Source organism: Pseudomonas sp. URMO17WK12:I9 (assembly GCF_900230165.1).
GTDB lineage: Bacteria > Pseudomonadota > Gammaproteobacteria > Pseudomonadales > Pseudomonadaceae > Aquipseudomonas > Aquipseudomonas fulva.
Genome location: NZ_OCMQ01000006.1, coordinates 186532 through 202723 on the forward strand (window position 1 = coordinate 186532; position 16192 = coordinate 202723).

At 62.2% G+C, this 16192-nt stretch carries 16 protein-coding genes; 8 read left to right on the forward strand and 8 right to left on the reverse strand.

The window, feature by feature from the left end; all coding sequences use genetic code 11:
- Window positions 1-570, forward strand: coding sequence for an elongation factor P (gene efp, locus CRP40_RS14455; RefSeq protein WP_023535349.1), 570 nt, complete (start codon window positions 1-3; stop codon window positions 568-570).
- A gap of 143 nt (window positions 571-713) precedes the next feature.
- Here efp and CRP40_RS14460 read toward each other — a convergent pair whose 3' ends face one another.
- A complete protein-coding gene (locus tag CRP40_RS14460; protein ID WP_027914318.1) occupies window positions 714-1169 on the reverse strand; it encodes a MarR family transcriptional regulator in 456 nt (151 codons plus the stop codon).
- A gap of 57 nt (window positions 1170-1226) precedes the next feature.
- Window positions 1227-2180 carry a LysR family transcriptional regulator gene (locus CRP40_RS14465; protein WP_027914319.1) on the reverse strand — a complete coding sequence of 318 codons (954 nt, stop codon included), beginning with the start codon at window positions 2178-2180 and terminating at the stop codon, window positions 1227-1229.
- A 114-nt stretch (window positions 2181-2294) separates the two neighbouring features.
- Between CRP40_RS14465 and CRP40_RS14470 the strand changes: the two genes are divergently transcribed.
- Window positions 2295-3044, forward strand: a complete 750-nt coding sequence (locus CRP40_RS14470; RefSeq protein WP_027914320.1) for a sulfite exporter TauE/SafE family protein — start codon at window positions 2295-2297, stop codon at window positions 3042-3044.
- An 11-nt stretch (window positions 3045-3055) separates the two neighbouring features.
- On the opposite strand, the gene CRP40_RS14475 is transcribed toward CRP40_RS14470, so the two are convergent.
- Window positions 3056-3907 carry a LysR substrate-binding domain-containing protein gene (locus tag CRP40_RS14475; RefSeq protein ID WP_027914321.1) on the reverse strand — a complete coding sequence of 284 codons (852 nt, stop codon included), beginning with the start codon at window positions 3905-3907 and terminating at the stop codon, window positions 3056-3058.
- Window positions 3908-4004: 97 nt separating this feature from the next.
- On the opposite strand from CRP40_RS14475, the gene CRP40_RS22230 reads away from it, so the two are divergent.
- Entirely contained in the window at window positions 4005-4223 is a 219-nt protein-coding gene (locus CRP40_RS22230) for a DUF1127 domain-containing protein (RefSeq protein ID WP_027914322.1), read from the forward strand.
- 40 nt (window positions 4224-4263) lie between these two features.
- Here CRP40_RS22230 and CRP40_RS14485 read toward each other — a convergent pair whose 3' ends face one another.
- Complete coding sequence (locus CRP40_RS14485; protein WP_027914323.1) at window positions 4264-5610, reverse strand: 3-deoxy-7-phosphoheptulonate synthase class II; 1347 nt, start codon at window positions 5608-5610, stop codon at window positions 4264-4266.
- Between the two features lie 113 nt (window positions 5611-5723).
- Here CRP40_RS14485 and CRP40_RS14490 point away from each other — a divergent pair, with 113 nt between their 5' ends.
- Together CRP40_RS14490 and CRP40_RS14495 are read left to right on the forward strand one after the other, a co-directional pair.
- On the forward strand, window positions 5724-6479 hold the full coding sequence (locus CRP40_RS14490; RefSeq protein ID WP_027914324.1) for a spermidine synthase: 756 nt from the start codon (window positions 5724-5726) through the stop codon (window positions 6477-6479).
- A gap of 440 nt (window positions 6480-6919) precedes the next feature.
- The gene (locus tag CRP40_RS14495) at window positions 6920-8590 is read left to right on the forward strand and encodes a DEAD/DEAH box helicase (protein ID WP_027914325.1); all 1671 of its coding nucleotides are present in this window, start codon (window positions 6920-6922) and stop codon (window positions 8588-8590) included.
- A gap of 65 nt (window positions 8591-8655) precedes the next feature.
- On the opposite strand, the gene CRP40_RS14500 is transcribed toward CRP40_RS14495, so the two are convergent.
- The gene (locus CRP40_RS14500; RefSeq protein WP_027914326.1) at window positions 8656-9423 is read right to left on the reverse strand and encodes a class III extradiol ring-cleavage dioxygenase; all 768 of its coding nucleotides are present in this window, start codon (window positions 9421-9423) and stop codon (window positions 8656-8658) included.
- 100 nt (window positions 9424-9523) lie between these two features.
- Between CRP40_RS14500 and CRP40_RS14505 the strand changes: the two genes are divergently transcribed.
- Window positions 9524-10174, forward strand: a complete 651-nt coding sequence (locus CRP40_RS14505) for a thiopurine S-methyltransferase (protein ID WP_027914327.1) — start codon at window positions 9524-9526, stop codon at window positions 10172-10174.
- Between the two features lie 79 nt (window positions 10175-10253).
- On the opposite strand, the gene htpX is transcribed toward CRP40_RS14505, so the two are convergent.
- Both htpX and CRP40_RS14515 read right to left on the reverse strand, forming a co-directional pair.
- Window positions 10254-11141, reverse strand: coding sequence for a protease HtpX (gene htpX, locus CRP40_RS14510; RefSeq protein WP_023535364.1), 888 nt, complete (start codon window positions 11139-11141; stop codon window positions 10254-10256).
- Window positions 11142-11409: 268 nt separating this feature from the next.
- The gene (locus tag CRP40_RS14515; protein WP_027914328.1) at window positions 11410-12621 is read right to left on the reverse strand and encodes a pyridoxal phosphate-dependent aminotransferase; all 1212 of its coding nucleotides are present in this window, start codon (window positions 12619-12621) and stop codon (window positions 11410-11412) included.
- A gap of 167 nt (window positions 12622-12788) precedes the next feature.
- Between CRP40_RS14515 and msrB the strand changes: the two genes are divergently transcribed.
- Window positions 12789-13184 (forward strand): peptide-methionine (R)-S-oxide reductase MsrB, encoded by a 396-nt coding sequence (msrB, locus tag CRP40_RS14520; RefSeq protein WP_025338187.1) that lies wholly within the window; start codon window positions 12789-12791, stop codon window positions 13182-13184.
- Between the two features lie 13 nt (window positions 13185-13197).
- The gene (locus CRP40_RS14525) at window positions 13198-13686 is read left to right on the forward strand and encodes a glutathione peroxidase (RefSeq protein WP_027914329.1); all 489 of its coding nucleotides are present in this window, start codon (window positions 13198-13200) and stop codon (window positions 13684-13686) included.
- On the opposite strand, the gene CRP40_RS14530 is transcribed toward CRP40_RS14525, so the two are convergent.
- Entirely contained in the window at window positions 13676-16030 is a 2355-nt protein-coding gene (locus CRP40_RS14530; RefSeq protein ID WP_027914330.1) for a response regulator, read from the reverse strand. The two genes, CRP40_RS14525 and CRP40_RS14530, sit on opposite strands and share 11 nt — an antisense overlap.
- Window positions 16031-16192: the final 162 nt, after the last annotated feature.

The window sequence follows — 16192 nt, forward strand, 5'->3', positions numbered from 1 at the left end:
ATGAAAACTGGTAAAGAACTGAAACCCGGTACCGTCCTGCGGATCGACAACGACCCGTGGCTGGTTCAGAAAGCGGAATTCACCAAGTCGGGCCGTAACAGCGCGATCATGAAGACCAAGCTCAAGAACCTGCTGACCGGCTACAAGACCGAAACCGTATACGGTGCGGACGACAAGCTGGACGACGTGATCCTGGACCGCAAGGAAGCCACCCTGTCGTTCATCAACGGTGATGAATACACCTTCATGGACACCAGCGACTACACCATGTACGAGCTGAATGCCGAAGACATCGAAGCCGTTCTGCCGTACATCGAAGAAGGCATGGAAGATGTCTGTGAAGCCGTCTTCTTCGAAGGCCGCCTGGTCTCGGTAGAACTGCCGACCACCATCAGCCGTCAAGTGGTCTACACCGAGAACGCTGCGCGCGGCGATACCTCGGGCAAGGTCATGAAGCCTGCCAAGCTGAAGAACGGTACCGAGATCTCGGTGGCCGACTTCATCCAGATCGACGAGTGGATCGACATCGACACCCGCGACAACAGCTTCAAGGGTCGTTCCAAGAAGTAATGCTTCCTGGATAGCCTGAAGCACCGCACTGCCTGGTGCTTCTGTGGGGCCGCAAAGCGGCCCCAACTATTGAGCACACGCAAGCGTGGATTTCTACGCCACCGCACCTCGGTAGCGCCGCTCCAGCCCAAGTTAGCCCCCCCTCACAACGTCTTCTGCAAGCTCTCGCGCAGTTCCAGCAAATCGGCTTGCAGCTTTTGCAGCCCCTCGTGAGTGCGCCCACTGGCCTTGAGAATCAGCTGAGGCACCTCTTCGGCTTGCTTGTGCAACTTGCGCCCTTTATCCGTCAGCTGCACCAGCACAACCCGCTCATCTTCACGGCTGCGGGTGCGCTTGAGCAGGCCTTCGCTTTCCAGGCGCTTGAGCAACGGCGTCAGTGAACCTGGGTCAGTGAGCAAGTGCTGGCTGATTTCGCCCACGGTCAAACCATCGTGCTCCCACAACACCAGCATCGCCAGGTATTGCGGGTAGGTCAGGTTGAGGGCCTGAAGCAAGGGCTTGTACACCTTCGTCATCAGTAACGAGGTGGAATGCAGCGCGAAGCAGACCTGGTTCTCCAGTAGCAGTTCGGCGCCAGAGGCTTTGTTATCGGCGTTCATGCAGGTCCTTGAATTCGTTGAATAAGAAACTAGCACGCTGATGGTGGGGTACGCTTACTACCAGCGTAATTCACTGCGCAGTGCCAAATCCCACGGCGGGACCGGGCTAAAGCGGCTCTTGAGAAATTCGAGCAGCAATCGGCTGCGAGAGTTCGTTTCATGTTCAAGGCGAAGTGCATAAATGCCGCTCGTCTCCGCTTGGGGCAGGCCGGCGTCGCAAAAAAGCACGATCAATTCCCCACGCAACAGATATTCGCTGATCAGCCAGGTAGGCAAATGGGCGATTCCCAGCCCGGCCAAGGCGCCGAACAGAAGGGTTTCGGCATTGTTGGCAACCATGCGCATGCGCGAGGGCCGGTACAGACGTGTCTGGCCGTCTACCTCGAATCGCCAGGCGAACGGGGGTGCCAGGCCGTCCCAGTCCAGGCCGTCATGGCCAGGCAATTCGCTGGGGCACTTGGGCACGCCCCGTGCCGCCAGGTAGGCGGGGCTGGCGCAGGCGATGCGCACCATGTCGGCAAGGGGTGTCGCCACCAGGCGTGTGTCGGCCAGCGGACCTGCCCGTAATACCAGGTCGACTTCGCCTAAATGGCTGCCGTGCATGTCGACGAAACTGTCGATCAAGCGCAACTGCACATCGAGGCCAGGGTAGGCCACCAGAAAATCGGCGATCGCCGGGGCCAGGTGACGGCGCCCGAAGGCCGCCGGTGCATCGAGGCGTATCAAGCCTTCCGGGGCATTGCTCAACGACACCGCTTCGGCCCGGGCCAGGCGCAACTCATCTATGACGTGCCTGGCGCGTTCGGCAAACGCATTGCCCGCAGGCGTCGGCCGCACAGCGTGGGTGCTGCGGCTGAACAGGCGGCTGCCGAGGGCGCGCTCCAGGTTATCGATGCGCCGGGCAACCGCTGACGGCGTCAGTGGATGACGCCGGGCCGCGCCGGAAAAGCTCCCGGTTTCCAGTACATCGAGAAACAAGCTCAATTGATCGGTCAATGTATCAGGGTTCATGGCCAAGTCCGCTTTTGCAGGAAACGCACAGCCATTGTGCGTGGCTGTGCGTTTCGCTGCCAGCACACAGCCGCTAGCATGACGGTCCCTGTGCACGATAGAAGTTGAAATCTGATGATCGAGTGGGTGCTGTACGGCGTATTGGGCGTCGCCCTGGGAACCGTGGGTGGGCTTTTCGGCATCGGTGGCGGCCTGATTGCCATTCCGGCCCTTGGCGTGTTGTTCGGCCTTGACCAGCAGTTGGCGCAGGGCACGGCGTTGGTCATGGTGGTGCCCAATGTGCTATTGGCGTTATGGCGCTATCACCAGCGCAACCGCATCGAGCTACGGCATGCCCTACCGCTGTCCTTGTGCAGCTTCGTGTTCGCCTGGCTGGGGTCGATCTGGGCCGTGGGGTTGGACGCGCATGCCATGCGCCTGGGTTTTGTGGGCTTTCTGGTGGCGCTGGCGATCTGGAACGTGGCCAGGATGTTCATGAAAGTCAGCCCTGCCAGTACAGAGCTGCGTCATCCCTGGCCTTGGCTTGGCGTACTCGGCAGCTTCGCCGGGACCATGGGCGGGTTGTTCGGCGTCGGTGGCGCGGTCGTCGCCACGCCGATATTGACCAGTGTGTTCGGCGCAACCCAAGTGGTCGCGCAAGGGTTGTCACTGGCGCTGGCAGCGCCAAGCACGTTGGTCACCCTGGTGACCTACGGCGTGCACCACAGTGTGGACTGGAGCGTCGGTATCCCGCTTGCGGTGGGCGGGCTATTGAGCATCAGTTGGGGCGTCAAGTTGGCCCACGCCCTGCCGGAAAAGGCGCTGCGGGCGATGTTCTGTGTTTTCCTGGTGGTCTGCGCGGTCATGCTTGGTTTCGAACTGTAGCCGCATGCGTATCACTTGAACCCTTCGATGATGTACTGCGCCATGCAATCGGTGATGGGGGAGGGTGACTGACCGCCACGTACCAGCATGACGTTGGCCAGCGGCAATTCAGGCAAGCCTTCGGCTTCGCCGAGTACCCGCAGATTGCCGCTAATCAGGCTCTGCAACTGGGCGGTCACCGCCAGCCCTGCGGTGACCACGGCAAAAATGGCCGACAGGCTGGGGCTTGTGTAGGCCACCCGGTAGTCGATGCCCTGGGTTTCCAGTGCGTTACAGGTCCAGGCGCGGCAGAAGCACTCGGTGTTGAACAATGCCAATGGCATGGGGCGCTGCTCGTGTGGGCAGAAGCCCTCGGCCGCAGCCCATACCAGCCGCTCCTGGCGCAGCAGTTGGCCGATTTCGTTGCCGGGCTCACGGGTGACGATGGTCAGGTCCAGGTCCTTGCGCAGCATCAGCTGGCGTGAGGTGTCGCAGTGCACTTCCACCTGGACCAAGGGGTAGGCCTTGGCAAAACTGGACAAAATGCTCGGCAGAAAACGCATGGCGTAGTCGTCAGGTGTACCGATTCGCACCAGGCCCACCATGTGCGGCATGCGCAGGGTGTTGAAGACCTCACCGTGCAGCTTGAGAATGCGCCGGGCATACCCCAGCAATACCTGTCCTTCGGCGGTCAGACGCACTTGCCGCCCCTCGCGTTCGAACAAGGGCCGTTGAAGGATATCTTCTTCCAGGCGCTTCATCTGCATGCTGACGGCCGATTGGGTGCGGTTGACCACCTCACCGGCACGGGTAAAGCCGCCTTGCTCGGCGATGGCAACAAAGGTACGCAGCACGTCGGCGTCGAGACTCTGGTACTGGGACATTGCATCAATCTCCGAGATGCATGGCATCAGAAACATTCGTTGGATTGATCTTAATCGGCGCGTGAGACTGAAGCCATCGATAACGGAGGGCTTCACGATGAAAGGTACGATCAGCCGCGCAGAGGCTTCAGTTGTGTCGTCAAGGGCGTTGTGGCAAGCGACCTGGGGGCGCGTGATCCGGTGGTTGGAGCTGCACCGCCAGCGCCAGCAGCTTGCCAGCCTGAGCGACGCCATGCTCCACGACCTGGGCTTGAGCAGGGCCGATACGCATCAGGAAAGCGAGCGGCACTTCTGGGACGACCCGCTGTGCAAGTGAGCGCAGCGAGGTCCCTGCCTTGCCTTTTTCGGAGCGCCGCTTAGCGGCGCACCTGCTTCAGTGTCTCGGCGATCAGGAACGCCAGTTCCAGCGACTGGTCGGCGTTCATCCGCGGGTCGCAGTGGGTATGGTAGCGATCCGACAAGGCGTCCTCGGTGATCGGGCGGGCCCCACCGATGCACTCGGTGACGTTCTGCCCGGTCATCTCGATATGAATACCACCTGCGTGGCTGCCTTCGGCCTGGTGAACCTGGAAGAACTGCTTCACCTCGTCCAGGATCTGGGCGAAGTCGCGGGTCTTGTAGCCGCTGCTGGCCTTGATGGTATTGCCATGCATCGGGTCCGAACTCCACAGTACCTTGCGACCCTCGCGCTCGACCGTGCGGATCAGCCCCGGCAAATGGTCCCCGACCTTGCCCGCGCCCATGCGCGCGATCAGGTTCAGGCGCCCTGGGTCGTTGCTGGGGTTGAGGATGTCGATCAGGCGGATGAGCGCCTCCGGGTCCATGCTCGGGCCCACCTTGACCCCGATCGGATTGTGCACCCCACGCAAGAACTCCACGTGTGCGCCGTCGAGCTGACGTGTGCGATCGCCAATCCAGAGCATGTGCGCGGAGCAGTCGTAGTAGTCGCCAGTCAGGCTGTCCTGGCGCACGAAAGCCTGTTCGTAGTTGAGCAGCAGGGCTTCGTGGGCCGTGAAGAAGCTGGTCTCGCGCAGCTGGGGTGCGCTGTCCAGGCCACAGGCGCGCATGAACGCCAGGGTCTCGTCGATGCGGTTGGCCAACTGGTGATATTTGTCGGCCAGCGCCGAATTGGCGATGAAGTCCAGGTTCCACTTGTGCACCTGGTGCAGGTCGGCGAAGCCGCCTTGCGCGAAAGCGCGCAGCAGGTTCAGGCTGGCCGTGGACTGGTGATAGGCCTGCAGCAGGCGCTCGGGGTCGGGGATGCGGCTTTTGGCATCGAAGCCGATACCGTTGACGATGTCGCCACGGTAGGCGGGCAAGGTAACGCCGCCCAGGGTCTCGTCACCGGCCGAGCGAGGCTTGGCGAACTGCCCGGCCATGCGCCCTACCTTGACCACAGGACAGCCGGCGGCAAAGGTCATGACAATGGCCATTTGCAGCAGCACCTTGAAGGTGTCGCGAATCTTGGCCGCGGAAAATTCCGCGAAGCTCTCGGCACAGTCGCCACCTTGCAAGAGAAACGCCCGGCCTTCGGTCACCTCGGCGAACTGACGCCGCAACTCGCGGGCTTCGCCAGCGAACACCAACGGCGGGTAACTGGCCAGGGTTTGCTCGACCTTGTGCAGGTGCGCAGCGTCAGGGTAGACGGGTTGTTGCTGGATCGGCAGGGCACGCCAGCTGTCAGGGCTCCACGTTTGGGTCATTTCAGGCTCGGTCATGTAGGTTGCAGGCTGGCAGCCATGGTAACAGCTGGCACCGTGCTTGTTGCAGCACGGGTGTTGACGGACAATGCAGCTTTTGCGGGGGTGATTTGCACATGGTGGCGCAACGGCAGGAGCGGTTGCTGGCACGCGTGGAGGATGCCTTTGGCGTCATCAGCGTGTACGAGGTGGATGATTACCGTTTCCTCGAATTCGGCGACGCCATCGAGCAGAGCTGCGTGTTCACGGCGGACCCCAGCTGGCTGGAGTACGATTACACCCGCGCCATGCTGGTAGGGGCGCTTTGCCATGAACAGCCGGAAAGTGCGCTGTTCCTGGGGCTGGGCGCCGGAACCCTGACCCAGGCTTGCATGAAGTTTCTGCCCCTCGAAGACATCGAGGCCATCGAGCTGCGCCCGGATGTGCCACGCCTGGCCATGGAGCACCTTGGCCTGGATGATGACCCGCGGTTATATGTGCGCATCGGCGATGCGGTCGAATTGCTGCCGACTGCGGAAACGACCGACTTGTTGTTCGTCGACCTTTATACCGACCATGGGCCTGGCGTCGGGCATTTGGCTTGGAATTTTCTGGAGGGCTGCCAGCAACGCCTCAACCCCGGTGGTTGGCTGGTGATCAACCAGTGGGCCACTGACGAGGGCAAGCCGCTTGGGGCGGCATTGCTGCGCGGGTTGTACCACCGCCATTACTGGGAATTACCGGTCAAGGAGGGCAACGTGATCGTGCTGGTGCCAGCCGACCTGGAGCAGACCCTCGACATGGCGGGGCTGCGGGCGCGGGCAGAGGCCCTGGCGCCACGCCTGGGGTATAGCCTGGACGGGTTGATCAAGGACATTCGGCCGGCCAGTTGAGCCGCAGGGATGGGATGAAATTACAGGGGGCCGTTGCGCGGCCCCGCGCGCCATACAGAGGGCTTCGTGGTTTGACCGCAGCGTTCCAGTCACTTGGCGATAACCAAAACAACGCCCCTGCAGGTGTAAAAGATGTATCGTTTCAGCCGCTGCCCAACGACAGCGCCCTCAAACCCCGCGGCCTGAAAAAATTCCTCCCGCCCCGTTCGATTTCAGGTATAGTACGCGCCGGTCTTTTAGCGGGCCTCAAAAATCAGGCGGTGCAAATCCTCCGAGTCCAGCTTCGGCTGCACGTCCGCTAGGCGGACCTTCCCAAGTATCTTTTTCAATCGTTTTCGCAAATCCCCGCCGCCAAAGCTGCCTGGGTGACCTGTCGGTCTTTCATGGCTTGTGCAGCTTTGGAGCATGGGTCTTTGCGGATGCACTCTAGAGGCAGACCCATGACCCAGGAAATCGCCGGCTTCGCCGCTCTCGATCTCAATCCGAACATTGTTGCCGCTGTCGTGGCCACCGGCTATGAAGAGCCGTCGGCCATTCAGCAGCAATCGATCCCGATCATCCTCGCCGGTCACGACATGATCGGCCAGGCGCAGACAGGCACCGGCAAGACCGCTGCCTTCGCTCTGCCGATCCTCAACAAGATCGATGTGAGCAAGCGCGAGCCGCAAGCCCTGATCCTGGCACCAACCCGTGAGTTGGCGCTGCAAGTTGCAACCGCTTTCGAAACCTACGCCAAGCAGATGCCGGGCGTGAACGTCGTGGCCGTCTACGGTGGTGCCCCGATGGGCCCGCAGCTGCGCGCCATTCGCAACGGCGCGCAAATCGTCGTCGCCACCCCAGGCCGTCTGTGCGACCACTTGCGTCGTGACGAGAAGGTCCTGTCGACCGTGCAGTACCTGGTACTGGACGAAGCCGACGAGATGCTCAAGCTGGGCTTCATGGACGACCTCGAAGTGATCTTCGATGCCATCCCGGCCACGCGTCAGACCGTACTGTTCTCCGCGACCCTGCCGTCGTCGATCCGCTCGATCGCCGAACGTCACCTGCGTGAGCCCAAGCACGTCAAGATCCAGAGCAAGACCCAGACCGTCACCGCGATCGATCAGGCTCACCTGATGGTGCATGCCGACCAGAAGATCCCGGCCGTGCTGCGTCTGCTGGAAGTCGAAGAGTTCGACGCGCTGATCGCCTTCGTGCGCACCAAGCAGGCTACCCTGGACCTGGCTGCCGCGTTGGAAGCCAAGGGGTACAAGGCTGCTGCGCTGAACGGCGACATCGCCCAGAACCAGCGTGAGCGCGTGATCGACTCGCTCAAGGATGGCCGCCTGGACATCGTCGTCGCCACTGACGTCGCTGCCCGTGGCCTGGACGTGCCGCGCATCACCCACGTGTTCAACGTCGACATGCCGTACGATCCCGAGTCCTATGTGCACCGTATTGGCCGTACCGGCCGTGCGGGTCGCGAAGGTCGCGCACTGCTGCTGGTGACGCCGCGTGAGCGCCGCATGCTGCAGGTGATCGAGCGCGTGACGGGTCAGAAAGTCGCCGAAGCGCGCCTGCCCAACGGCCAGGCGGTGCTCGATGCCCGTATCAAGAAGCTGACCAATAGCCTGGCGCCGCTGGTTGCCGAAGCCGAAGCCACCCACGGCGAGCTGTTCGACCGCCTGACCGCCGACCTGGGCTGCAGCGCTCGCGCGCTGGCTTCTGCCCTGCTGCGCAAGGCCACCAATGGCCAAGCCCTGGACCTGGCAGCGGTAGAACGCGAACAGCCCCTGGTGCCAAGCTTCGCCCCGCGTGGCGAGCGCACCGAACGTGGCGAGCGCCCGGACCGTGGCGACCGCGAGCGTCGTGCGCCACTGCCGTTGGCAGAAGGCCGCGTACGCTGCCGTACTGCCCTGGGCGCACGTGACGGTATCGCTGCCAAGAACCTGCTGGGCGCGATCCTCAACGAAGGTGGCCTGGCGCGTGATGCCATTGGTCGCATCCAGGTGCGTGATAGCTTCAGCCTGGTCGAGCTGCCGGAAGACGGCCTCGAGAAGCTGCTGACCAAGCTCAAGGACACTCGCGTCGCTGGCAAGCAGCTCAAGCTGCGTCGCTACCGCGAAGATTGATCCTCAAGCAATAAAACATCCCCGGCCTAGGTCGGGGATTTTTTTTGCAAGCCATCAGGCGCGACCTAACCGAATCGGTAGATATCCATCCCCAGCGCGCCCAAGGTGAAGCCCTGGTGCACCACGTCAAAAGCCCCACCCGCGCCTAGGGCAAAGAACAGCGGCAGCAGATGCTCATCGCTGGGGTGATTGCGCACGGCAAACGGCGCCTGCGCCCTGTAGTCGAGCAAGGCCTGGCAGTCGTTGGCCTGCAACGTCTCTACCATCCAGTTTCTGAAGGCCAGCGCCCACGGCGCCATCCTGTCCGGCCCAGCCTGCCAGTCCAGTTCACCAAGATTGTGCGTGATACTGCCAGAGCCAATCAGCAGGACACCTTCTTCGCGCAGCCCGGCCAGGGCCTGGCCAATGCGTAGCTGCCCCGTGGGGCCCAAATGGCTGGGCAAGGACACCTGCACCAGCGGGACCTGTGCCTGCGGATACATCAGCGATAAGGGCACCCAGGCGCCATGATCGAAGGGGCGCTCGGTGTCTGGGTCAGCTGGCAGCCCGGCCGCCTGCAAACGATCACAGATACGTTGCGCCAGGTGCGGATCGCCCGGTGCTGGGTACTGCACCGCATACAGCGCCGCAGGAAAGCCAGCAAAGTCATGCCAGGTCGCCGGCCTCGCGCCGCTCGTCACTGCCAGGTCGCGGCTTTCCCAATGGGCCGATACCACGACAATCGCACGTGGCGTAGGCAGCTGTTGAGCCAACTGCGCCAGTGCAGGCCCGCTGGCGCCGGGCTGCAATGCCAACATGGGTGAGCCGTGGGAGATGAACAAGCTAGGCAGCATGGCAGGGTCCTGAGGGTTAAGATGCTCGCATCTTCGGCCAAGGCTTGATCGAATCCAAATCAAGTTATGGCTGGGAACCATCGAATAATCGGGAGGAAACATGGAACCGGCATTCTGGCAGCAGCGGTGGGCCGACAACCAGATTGGCTTTCATCAAGCCCAGGTGAACCCCTACCTGCAGGCCTATTGGCCTGGCTTGCATCTGGCAGCCAACAGCAAGGTCCTGGTGCCCTTGTGCGGCAAGAGCCTGGACGTACTGTGGCTGGCCGGGCAGGGGCACCGAGTGATGGGTGTCGAGTTGTCTCGTCGGGCAGTGGAAGACTTCTTCCGTGAGCAGGGGCTCCAGGCACAGGTCTCGCACACAGGCGCATTCGAAATCTGGCGTCATGGGCCTATTGAGCTTTGGTGCGGCGATTTCTTCGCGCTGACGAGCGGCGACGTGGGTGATTGTATTGCGCTCTACGACCGAGCGGCCCTGATCGCGTTGCCTTCGGCGATGCGGGAGCGGTATGTCCGAGCGCTGTCGGGCTTGTTGCCTGCCGGTACCAAGGGGCTGGTGGTGACCTTGGACTATGACCAGGCGCTGGTGCCCGGGCCGCCGTTTTCGGTGAGCGACGACGCGTTGCGGCAGGGGTTCACCGGCTGGCAAGTGGATGAGCTCGAAGCGGTGCAGATGATCGAGCAGAGCCCGAAGTTCGTGCAGGCGGGGGCGTCGAGCTTGTGGGAGAGGGTCTATCGGGTCAGCCGTTGAGGTCTGCACCCCGCCTTGTGATTAACAGGCGCTCATAAAAAAAGGCGACCGAAGTCGCCTTTTTGCAGGGTGGGGTGGATCAACCGCGGCGGCGCAGGGCGTCGATGCGGTCTTCCAGTGGCGGGTGGCTCATCAGCAGGCCGGCCAGGCCCTGCTTGAGGCCCCCATTGATGCCGAAGGCCTTGAGCGTGTCGGGCATGTGAACCGGCAAACCCTGTTCCACACGCAGGCGCTGCAAGGCGCCGATCATGGCCGAGGTGCCGGCCAGGCGAGCGCCGGCTTCGTCTGCGCGATACTCGCGGCGGCGCGAGAACCACATGACGATGATGCTGGCCAGGATGCCCAGTATCAGTTCTGCCACGATGGTCGCGACGTAATAGGCGATACCTTGGCCTTCCTCGTTCTTGAAGATGACCTTGTCGACGAAGTTGCCGATGATCCGGGCGAAGAACATCACGAAGGTGTTCACCACGCCCTGGACCAGCGCCAGGGTGACCATGTCGCCGTTGGCAACGTGGCCGATCTCGTGCGCCAGCACGGCGCGCACTTCATCGGGCGAAAAACGCTCCAGCAGGCCTTGAGAGACCGCCACCAGTGCATCGTTACGGTTCCAGCCGGTGGCAAAGGCGTTGGCTTCATAGGCCGGGAAAATACCCACTTCCGGCATCTTGATGCCAGCCTCGCGGGACAGCTCCTCGACCGTTTGCAGCAGCCACTGCTCGTGCCGGGTACGCGGCTGGCTGATGATCTGGGTACCGGTGCTCATCTTCGCCATCCACTTGGAGATGAACAGCGAAACCAGCGAGCCGGCAAAACCGAACACCGCACAGAACACGAGCAGGCTGCCAAGGTCCAGGTCGACCCCGTTGGCAGCCATGAACCCGTTGAAACCGAACAGGCTCAGGGTAATGCTTGCAACCAGCACCACCGCAAGGTTGGTGGCCACAAACAACAGAATGCGCATCATGGTTGTTACGTTCTCCTGACGGATGAATTGTCGCTTACTGCGGGGTATATAAGGGGCCTGCCGCCGGGATTCAATCGACGGACTATTTCAAACTGTGTAAGCCGCAGTATGGCAGAGGAGGGGAAGCCGGCTGTGGGATAGAGCATTGCAGGATGTAAGAAACATGCTACGGCGCGCGCAGGGCCGTCCTTTTCCTGAGGCGGCCCTGCCAGCGCTCACAGCTGCAACCAGAGTGTCGGCCCTCTGTGAGCGCCAGCGGCGCGTGTGCTTACTGCGAATAGGTCCTGAGGAAATTGCCGATCCGCCCGATGGCCGCTTCCAGGTCATCTACGCGGGGCAGCGTCACTACGCGGAAATGGTCCGGCCAAGGCCAGTTGAACGCAGTGCCCTGGACGATGAGCAGTTTCTCGGACAGCAGCAGGTCCAAGGCGAATTTCTCGTCGTTGAGGATCGGGCAGACCTTCGGGTCGATCCTCGGGAACGCATACAGCGCGCCCATGGGCTTGACGCAGCTCACCCCGGGGATGTCGTTGAGCAGCTCGAAGGTGCGGTTGCGCTGCTCCAGCAAGCGCCCTGGTGGCAGCACCAGGTCGTTGATGCTCTGGTAGCCGCCCAGTGCGGTCTGAATGGCATGCTGGGCCGGCACGTTGGCGCACAGGCGCATGTTGGCCAGCATGTCGATGCCTTCGATGTAACTCAGGGCATGATGCTTGGGCCCGGAAATGATCAACCAGCCGGAGCGAAAGCCTGCCACGCGGTAGGATTTGGACAGGCCGTTGAAGGTCAGGCACAGCAGGTCCGGTGCCAGGGAGGCCGTGCTGATGTGCACCGCTTCGTCATAAAGAATCTTGTCGTAGATTTCGTCGGAGAACACCACCAGGTTGTGCTGGCGAGCGAGCTCCAGCATGCCCCGCAACAGCGCTGTGGAATACACCGCGCCCGTTGGGTTGTTGGGGTTGATGATGACCAGTGCCTTGGTGTTGGGGGTGATCTTGGCCTTGATGTCCTCCAGGTCCGGGAACCAGTCGGCCTGCTCGTCGCACAGGTAGTGCACCGGTTTGCCACCGGCCAGGCTTACGGCTGCCGTCCACAGGGGGTAGTCGGGGGCGGGGATGAGCACCTCGTCACCGTTGTTGAGCAGGGCCTGCATCGACATGACGATCAACTCGGACACGCCGTTGCCCAGGTAGATATCTTCGATGCCGACGCCTTCGATGCCCTTTTGCTGGCAGTACTGCATCACCGCCTTGCGTGCGCTGAACAGGCCTTTGGAATCGCTGTAGCCCTGCGCGGTAGGGAGGTTGCGGATCACGTCCTGCAGAATTTCATCGGGCGCCTCGAAACCGAACGGCGCTGGGTTGCCGATGTTCAGCTTGAGGATGCGGTGGCCTTCCTCTTCCAGACGCTTGGCGTGCTTGAGCACAGGGCCGCGAATGTCGTAGCAAACATTGGCGAGCTTGTTCGATTTGCTGAACTGCATGATGGAATCCCGATTGAGAAAACGCGCTATGCCCGGCCGAAAGGTTTGTAAGGGCACAAAGCGGGTGCGAGACTGAACGCCTTGCACACGAAGCCAACTAATATACGTGCCACCCGCGCCCCGGAAAAGACGGCGCAGGGTGAAATTGAGCCTGCCGAGGGAGCCCCATGCAAAAGATCGAGAAAACCCTGGAACAGTGGCGGTCGATGCTCGACCCCGAGCAATACCAGGTGTGCCGTCTGAAAGGCACCGAGCGGCCGTTCAGCGGCAAGTACAATAGCGAGCGCCGCGACGGCATCTATCACTGCATCTGCTGCGGTCTGGCATTGTTCGATGCCCAGACCAAGTTCGATTCGGGCTGTGGTTGGCCAAGCTTCTACGCCCCCATCGAGGATAGCGCGATGATCGAGATCCGCGACACCTCCCACGGCATGATCCGCACCGAGGTGACCTGTGCCCGCTGCGACGCTCACCTTGGCCACGTGTTCCCCGACGGGCCACCACCGACCGGGCTGCGCTACTGCATCAACTCGGTGTGCATCGACTTGCGCCCTCGTGACTGACCGGAGCTCGAACATGGCCGCATCGCTGCTGGATATTCCCTGTGTCACCCTTGCAGGCGAACACAAGAAGCTGGGCGACTTCCCAGGCAAGGCCGTGCTGGTGGTCAACACCGCCAGCCAGTGCGGCTTCACGCCGCAATACGCCGGGTTGGAACAGCTGTGGCAGAGGTACCGTGATCGCGGGCTGGTGGTGCTGGGCTTTCCCTGCAACCAGTTCGGCAAGCAGGAGCCTGGCGAGGCGCGTGACATCGCGCAGTTCTGCCAGCGCAATTTCGGCGTGAGCTTTGCGCTGTTTCGCAAGGTGGAGGTCAACGGCCCAGGCACCCACCCCTTGTTTGCCGAACTCAAGCAGCGGGCGCCTGGCATTCTGGGTAGCCAGAAGATCAAGTGGAATTTCACCAAGTTCCTGCTCGACCCGGTCAGCGGCCAGGTGGTGCGTTATGCACCGACCACCAAGCCGCAGGCCTTGGAGGCGGACATCGAGCGTCTGCTCAGCCGCTGACCGGCACCCAGCGATCGACCACGGCCAGCAGGTCCTCGCGCCGGAACGGCTTGGCCAGGTAATCGTCCATACCGGCGGCTCGGCAGCGGTCGCGCTCCTCGGGCATTGCATTGGCGGTGAGCGCGACAATGGGCAGCCCTGGCCAATGGCCGCGCTCACGGATGCGCCGGGTGGCCTCGTAGCCATCCATCACCGGCATGTTGCAGTCCATCAGCACCAGGTCGAAGGCTTCCTCTTCTAGCCGTGCCAGGGCTTCGACTCCTTGCGTGGCCAATTCCACCTGGCACCCCAGCTTGGCCAGCATGCCTTTGGCCACCAGCTGATTGACGGGGTTGTCCTCCACCAGCAGGATGCGCGCCCGGCCTTTGGCTGTAGCGGGGGGTGGGGTTGCCAGTGGGTGCTCGGCATCGTGTCCTTGCAATACCCGATGCAGCGTCTGGTACAGCGCCCCACGGGTCAGCGGGCGTGCGAGCTGATGCAGGGGGGCCATGGCCAAGGCCTGTTCGCTGGGCAGGAAGTTGCCGTAGGCAGTGACGAGCAGGATGGGTACCTGCGAAACCCTGCGCACCTCGGGCAGCGCCTGCACATCGTCGAGTATCAGCAGGTCGGTTGCGCCTGCTACGGTGTCAATGCCGTCGTGCCGTGCATACGCCAGGCCCAAGGCCGGTAACAGGCCAAGCATCAGCTCATGCAGGCCGCTGCCCGCTGCGGTCAGGGCAGCCACGCTGGCGTGCAAAGGCTCGGGTGTATCGGCCTTGGCGCAGGCGTTGAGGGGTAGTTCTGCAGTGAAACGGCTGCCAAAACCGGGCTGGGACCGAATATGCAGATGACCATGCATGGCCTTGCACAGGTTACGGGTCAGGGCCAGTCCCAGGCCGGTACCGCCGTACTGACGCGTGATGCCTGCGCCAGCCTGGGTGAAGGGCTGGAAGATACGCGCTTGCGCTTCTTCCGGGATGCCGATGCCGGTATCCCGGACTTCCAGGCGCACGCCGCCGATCATCGGCTCAAGCCTGACGTCCACCCGTCCGAAGCGGGTGAATTTCAACGCGTTGGACAACAGGTTGCCGACGATCTGGCGCACCCGCGTAGGGTCGCCCAATACGCTTGCCGGAAAGTCATGGGCAATCAGGCAAGTCAGTTCGACCCCCTGGGCCACGTTCTGCGACAGCAGGCTAGCGGTGTCCTCGACCAGGGTCGCCATGTCGAAGGGGATTCGTTCTAGCTCGAGCTGGCCTGCATCGAATTTCGACAGATCGAGGATATCGTTGAGCAGTTCGACCAGGACTTTCCCGGAGTCGTGTGCAATGGTCAGCTGCTGGCGCTGCTCACCTGGCAGCGGGTTGTCCAGCGCCAGGGCGATCATGCCGAGCATCCCATTGAGGGGCGTACGGATCTCGTGGCTCATGTTGGCCAGGAACGCAGCCCGTGCATGGGCCATGTCCAGCGCCCGACGCCGGGCTTGCTCAAGCTCTTGGTTGGTCAGGCTGAGGTTGTCGTTGCTCGCCTTGAGTTCATCGGTACGGGCCGCAACGATGTTTTCCAGCTCGTTGAGGTACTGGGTGAGCCGATTCTCGGCCGTACGGCGCTGCTCGATCTCGGTGGACATGCTGACGAACTGCTGGTTGGCCACTTTCACCAGCACGCCGATTTCATCGTGCTCATGACCGGGCGGGCATTGCAGTCGTCCCTGCAGGGGCTTGCGCGCATCGCCGCCGCTCAGCGCACCGATCACCGTGACCAACGGCTTGGTCAGCATCATGTAGAACAGGGCCAGCAACAGGCCTGTCAGCACCAGGCTGCGGGCAAAGCCGTTGAGCAGGGTGAGGCCGGCGCGGTCGAGAAAGCGCCGGCCGAAGGGGTAGGTGTCCACGTCCAGGTACAGCGTGCCCAGGTACTCGTCGGGCATGTGGGTGAGAAACAAGGGGTCGCGCAGTTGACGGTGATCGCCGAACAGAAAGTCGCTGATCGGCCTGTAACGGTCTTCGAGTCGCGGCCGTTCCACGTCTGCCAGCACCGTCTCGTTGTTGTCGATCAACCGCGCGCGCACGATGGCAGGCGACTCCAGCAGCCCCCGGGTCAGTTCCAGTGCCAGCTCCGAGTCGATGTTGTAGGCGATGCGCGAGGCCGGGTTGTGGCTGATTTGCAGCAGCGCACGCACTTCGCGGTTGATCGAGGCGTCTTCGCTGGCATAATCGATGCCGATCTGGACAAGACTGAGCAATGTTCCCAGGATGAAGCCAACCAGGACTGTCAACCGGGCTTGCTTGTATGACAGGCGATTGGTGAACTTGATATCCATGAGTCCCGAGCCGGTTCCACATTCCTTGCGCTGCGCAAGCATAGCCGATCGATCGCGGCTGCTGGCGGGTCTGGCACATTTTCAGCCCTGATCAGGCTGAGCGCCTGGGCTGGCCGTTTGATTGCTCAATCGCCTTGTACGCCATGGTACGGTGCTACGTGCCGTCGTGACTGTACGAGGCGGTTCTAGGATAACGGGCCACCC

Excerpts from the sequence above, each read along its gene's own strand:
- efp (WP_023535349.1), top strand. The coding sequence starts at position 1 with ATGAAAACTGGTAAAGAACTGAAACCCGGTACCGTCCTGCGGATCGAC.
- CRP40_RS14460 (WP_027914318.1), bottom strand. The coding sequence starts at position 1,169 with ATGAACGCCGATAACAAAGCCTCTGGCGCCGAACTGCTACTGGAGAAC.
- CRP40_RS14465 (WP_027914319.1), bottom strand. The coding sequence starts at position 2,180 with ATGAACCCTGATACATTGACCGATCAATTGAGCTTGTTTCTCGATGTA.
- CRP40_RS14470 (WP_027914320.1), top strand. The coding sequence starts at position 2,295 with ATGATCGAGTGGGTGCTGTACGGCGTATTGGGCGTCGCCCTGGGAACC.
- CRP40_RS14475 (WP_027914321.1), bottom strand. The coding sequence starts at position 3,907 with ATGTCCCAGTACCAGAGTCTCGACGCCGACGTGCTGCGTACCTTTGTT.
- CRP40_RS22230 (WP_027914322.1), top strand. The coding sequence starts at position 4,005 with ATGAAAGGTACGATCAGCCGCGCAGAGGCTTCAGTTGTGTCGTCAAGG.
- CRP40_RS14485 (WP_027914323.1), bottom strand. The coding sequence starts at position 5,610 with ATGACCCAAACGTGGAGCCCTGACAGCTGGCGTGCCCTGCCGATCCAG.
- CRP40_RS14490 (WP_027914324.1), top strand. The coding sequence starts at position 5,724 with ATGGTGGCGCAACGGCAGGAGCGGTTGCTGGCACGCGTGGAGGATGCC.
- CRP40_RS14495 (WP_027914325.1), top strand. The coding sequence starts at position 6,920 with ATGACCCAGGAAATCGCCGGCTTCGCCGCTCTCGATCTCAATCCGAAC.
- CRP40_RS14500 (WP_027914326.1), bottom strand. The coding sequence starts at position 9,423 with ATGCTGCCTAGCTTGTTCATCTCCCACGGCTCACCCATGTTGGCATTG.
- CRP40_RS14505 (WP_027914327.1), top strand. The coding sequence starts at position 9,524 with ATGGAACCGGCATTCTGGCAGCAGCGGTGGGCCGACAACCAGATTGGC.
- htpX (WP_023535364.1), bottom strand. The coding sequence starts at position 11,141 with ATGATGCGCATTCTGTTGTTTGTGGCCACCAACCTTGCGGTGGTGCTG.
- CRP40_RS14515 (WP_027914328.1), bottom strand. The coding sequence starts at position 12,621 with ATGCAGTTCAGCAAATCGAACAAGCTCGCCAATGTTTGCTACGACATT.
- msrB (WP_025338187.1), top strand. The coding sequence starts at position 12,789 with ATGCAAAAGATCGAGAAAACCCTGGAACAGTGGCGGTCGATGCTCGAC.
- CRP40_RS14525 (WP_027914329.1), top strand. The coding sequence starts at position 13,198 with ATGGCCGCATCGCTGCTGGATATTCCCTGTGTCACCCTTGCAGGCGAA.
- CRP40_RS14530 (WP_027914330.1), bottom strand. The coding sequence starts at position 16,030 with ATGCTTGCGCAGCGCAAGGAATGTGGAACCGGCTCGGGACTCATGGAT.